Raw genomic sequence first — 2,689 nt, forward strand, 5'->3', positions numbered from 1 at the left:
CATCAAAATGCTCTTCTTTTGTTGAATGATCATTCAATAAAAGCATATTTTATATTGAAATGCAATGGCTTGTGGAAATAAGGAAAATCCATGGCGATGGGTTTTGCCTCGCCTGGGCCGAGAAAATCCCGGAAAATCCGGGCCTTAGTCAGGGATGTGGAACAGCGGTTCCGGCCGCGGATTCGGGCGTTGCGAGAGGGTCCGTTTCGACACCTCCCGCGCTCCGGATGACCGCGACGGCCATAGCAATTCGGCGCCTGTGTGAGGTCGCTTACAGTCCGCCGCATCCGACAGGCGCATGTGTTTCTTTCGTGAACCAGAGGCGGCTCGCCGGTCCCAAGCAGGAACAAAGGCGGCGGCCCTGTTTCAATCCTGTTACACGGCCGATCGCACTCAATCATTCGGCTGTTACCTGGCGCGATTATGTTCGTTTCATAAGGAAAAGAAAGATAACGAAGGGAACAGCCGATGTTTGCGAAAGTCCAGACCACCGACGCCAGCCGCCGCATTTACGGCCCGGAGCGCAATGATCGCCGGCCGAAGCTCGCGCTGCGCCAGCGCGCCAGCGATCATCCGATGGCGATGTTCACGCTGCTCGGCGCCACCGCCTTTGCCGGCATGGTGCTTGCGCCGGCCGCGGGTCCCGCTTTCGCTTCGATCAATCCCCCGGCCAACGTCGTGGAGGGCGCGCCGACCACGCTCAAGACCGCGCGCCTGCCGCAGCCGCAGATCGAGTTCGCCTGCAAAGGCCAGAACTGGGGCGCCGAAAGCCCCGAGTGCCTGCGCGCCATCGCCGAGCAGTCAGGCCAGCACAGGGCCCGCGCGGTGCGCATGATCGCCAACGCGGCGCCGCTCACCAACACACCGAACGTTTTTTAAGGCTCCCCTGAGCGCACCCTCCGCGCTCCAGTCAGGCTCCCGCCGCAATGTCGGTCGGGAGCCTCTTTTTTGGAATATGTGGCGATTCAGGTGAGGCCGGCCTGCGAACGGCGGCTTCCTGCGCTCCCGGCCCTCGCCGGCCGAAGCCGAAGCACTCACGAGTCGCCGCGCAGTTGAGGCTATGGCCGGCATAGGCCGGTACTCGCGTACTTGAATGTAAGCTCCGTTCCGGTTCTCGGAAGCTATCGTTCTCCACTCGGCCTGACTTGAATCGCCACATATCCCTGGCGCGCCGGATTCAGCCTTCCACGGCCGCCGCCTGATCGGCGATAGCGGAGAGGACCCCGCGGACGTCTAGTGTGGAGAATGGCTTCTCCAGGATCTGCGGGCGCTGGTGCGGCGGCAGCGCCTCGATCTCAGCCTTGGCGCCGATAAGGTCGCCGGTGACCAGCACGAAGCGTTGCGCCAGTCCCGGCCGTTCGGCCAGCAGTTCGCGATAGATCGATATGCCGCTGGTGCCCGGCATGCGCAGGTCGGAAAAGACGATGTCCGGCGGCATCTGCCCGCTCAGCACCTCACCGGCCGACGTCCAGCTTGCGACGACGCGCGATTTCACCGCCATGAGCTCCAGTATGTCGGAGAGAGAAGCGGCGACGTCGGGCTCGTCGTCGATGATCAGCGCATGGCGCAGCCCGCTCGAGCGTGCCGGACCTTCGCCGGTCTTTGCCGTATCGCCGGCGATCGCCGGCAGTTGGACGACGAAGCGCGCGCCGTGCGGCTCAACCTCCTCGAACCAGATGTTGCCGTTGTGGCGCTCGACGATCGATTTCGAGATCGAAAGGCCGATGCCGGTACCGACGCCGACGGGCTTGGTGGTGAAGTAGGATTCGAAGATGCGTGAGCGGATCGCCTCGGGAATGCCGGGCCCGTTGTCCTCGACGGAGAATCCGGGATTGCCGCGCTCGCTGCGAAAGGTCCGCACCTTGATGTGCCGCTCGCCGGTGGCTCCAGCCAGCGCATGCTGGCTGTTGATGAGGAAGTTGGCCGCGACCTGCGTGACATGGTCGGCGTCCGCCATGGCGAGCAGCGGGCCGTTGGCGAAGTCGGTGTCGATGATGATGCCGCTGGAGCGCGCGCCATAGGCGGTAACCTCGAGCGCCGAGCGCATCACCTGGTTGAGGTCGGTTTCGGCCTGCTCGGTCGGATGCAGGCGCACCATCGACAGGAAGCTCTTGACGATGCGGCCGCAGCGTTCGGCGGCCGCGCGCACCTTTTCGGCGCGCACCTTGGTCTGCGGGTCGGTCGCGAATTCATGCAGCAGGGTCGATTGCGCGACCACCACCGCCAGCGGGTTGTTGAGCTCGTGCGAGACGCCGGCGAGCAGCGAGCCCATCGCCGCCATCTTTTCGTTCTGGTGCAGCTTCTCGCGCTGGCGGTTGATCTCTTCTTCGGCGTGCAGCTTCTCGCGCAGGTCGCGGATCGAGCCGAAGATCAGGCGGCGATCGGCAACCCGCATCTCAGTCGCGGTCAGTTCGATCGGGAAAATCTCGCCGGCCGCGTTCTGGGTCACGGTCTCGAGCCGTTGGCCGACCATCGGCGCGCCGCGGCCCGCCATATACTCGGCGCCCGACGCATAGCCCTTGCGGTAGTAGTGCGGAACGATGGTGTCGAGCAGGTCCTTGCCGAGGATATCGCTGCGCGGGAAGCCGAACATCTTCTCGGCGGCCGGGTTGAATTCGATGATGAAGCCCGCCTCGTCGATGACGATGATGGCGTCGAGCGAGGCCTGCAGCATGGTGCGGCGGATGAC

At 64.0% G+C, this 2,689-nt stretch carries 2 protein-coding genes; one reads left to right on the top strand and one right to left on the bottom strand.

From position 1 onward, the window contains the following. Positions 1-468 precede the first annotated feature (468 nt). Positions 469-879 carry a hypothetical protein gene (locus EOA38_RS32925; protein WP_126091594.1) on the top strand — a complete coding sequence of 137 codons (411 nt, stop codon included), beginning with the start codon at positions 469-471 and terminating at the stop codon, positions 877-879. Positions 880-1,177: 298 nt separating this feature from the next. On the opposite strand, the gene EOA38_RS32930 is transcribed toward EOA38_RS32925, so the two are convergent. Beyond that, positions 1,178-2,689, bottom strand: a 1,512-nt coding sequence (locus EOA38_RS32930; protein WP_127301197.1) for an ATP-binding protein, incomplete at its 5' end; no start/stop codon positions are given.

This window comes from Mesorhizobium sp. M1E.F.Ca.ET.041.01.1.1 (assembly GCF_003997355.1).
Classification (GTDB): Bacteria; Pseudomonadota; Alphaproteobacteria; order Rhizobiales; family Rhizobiaceae; genus Mesorhizobium.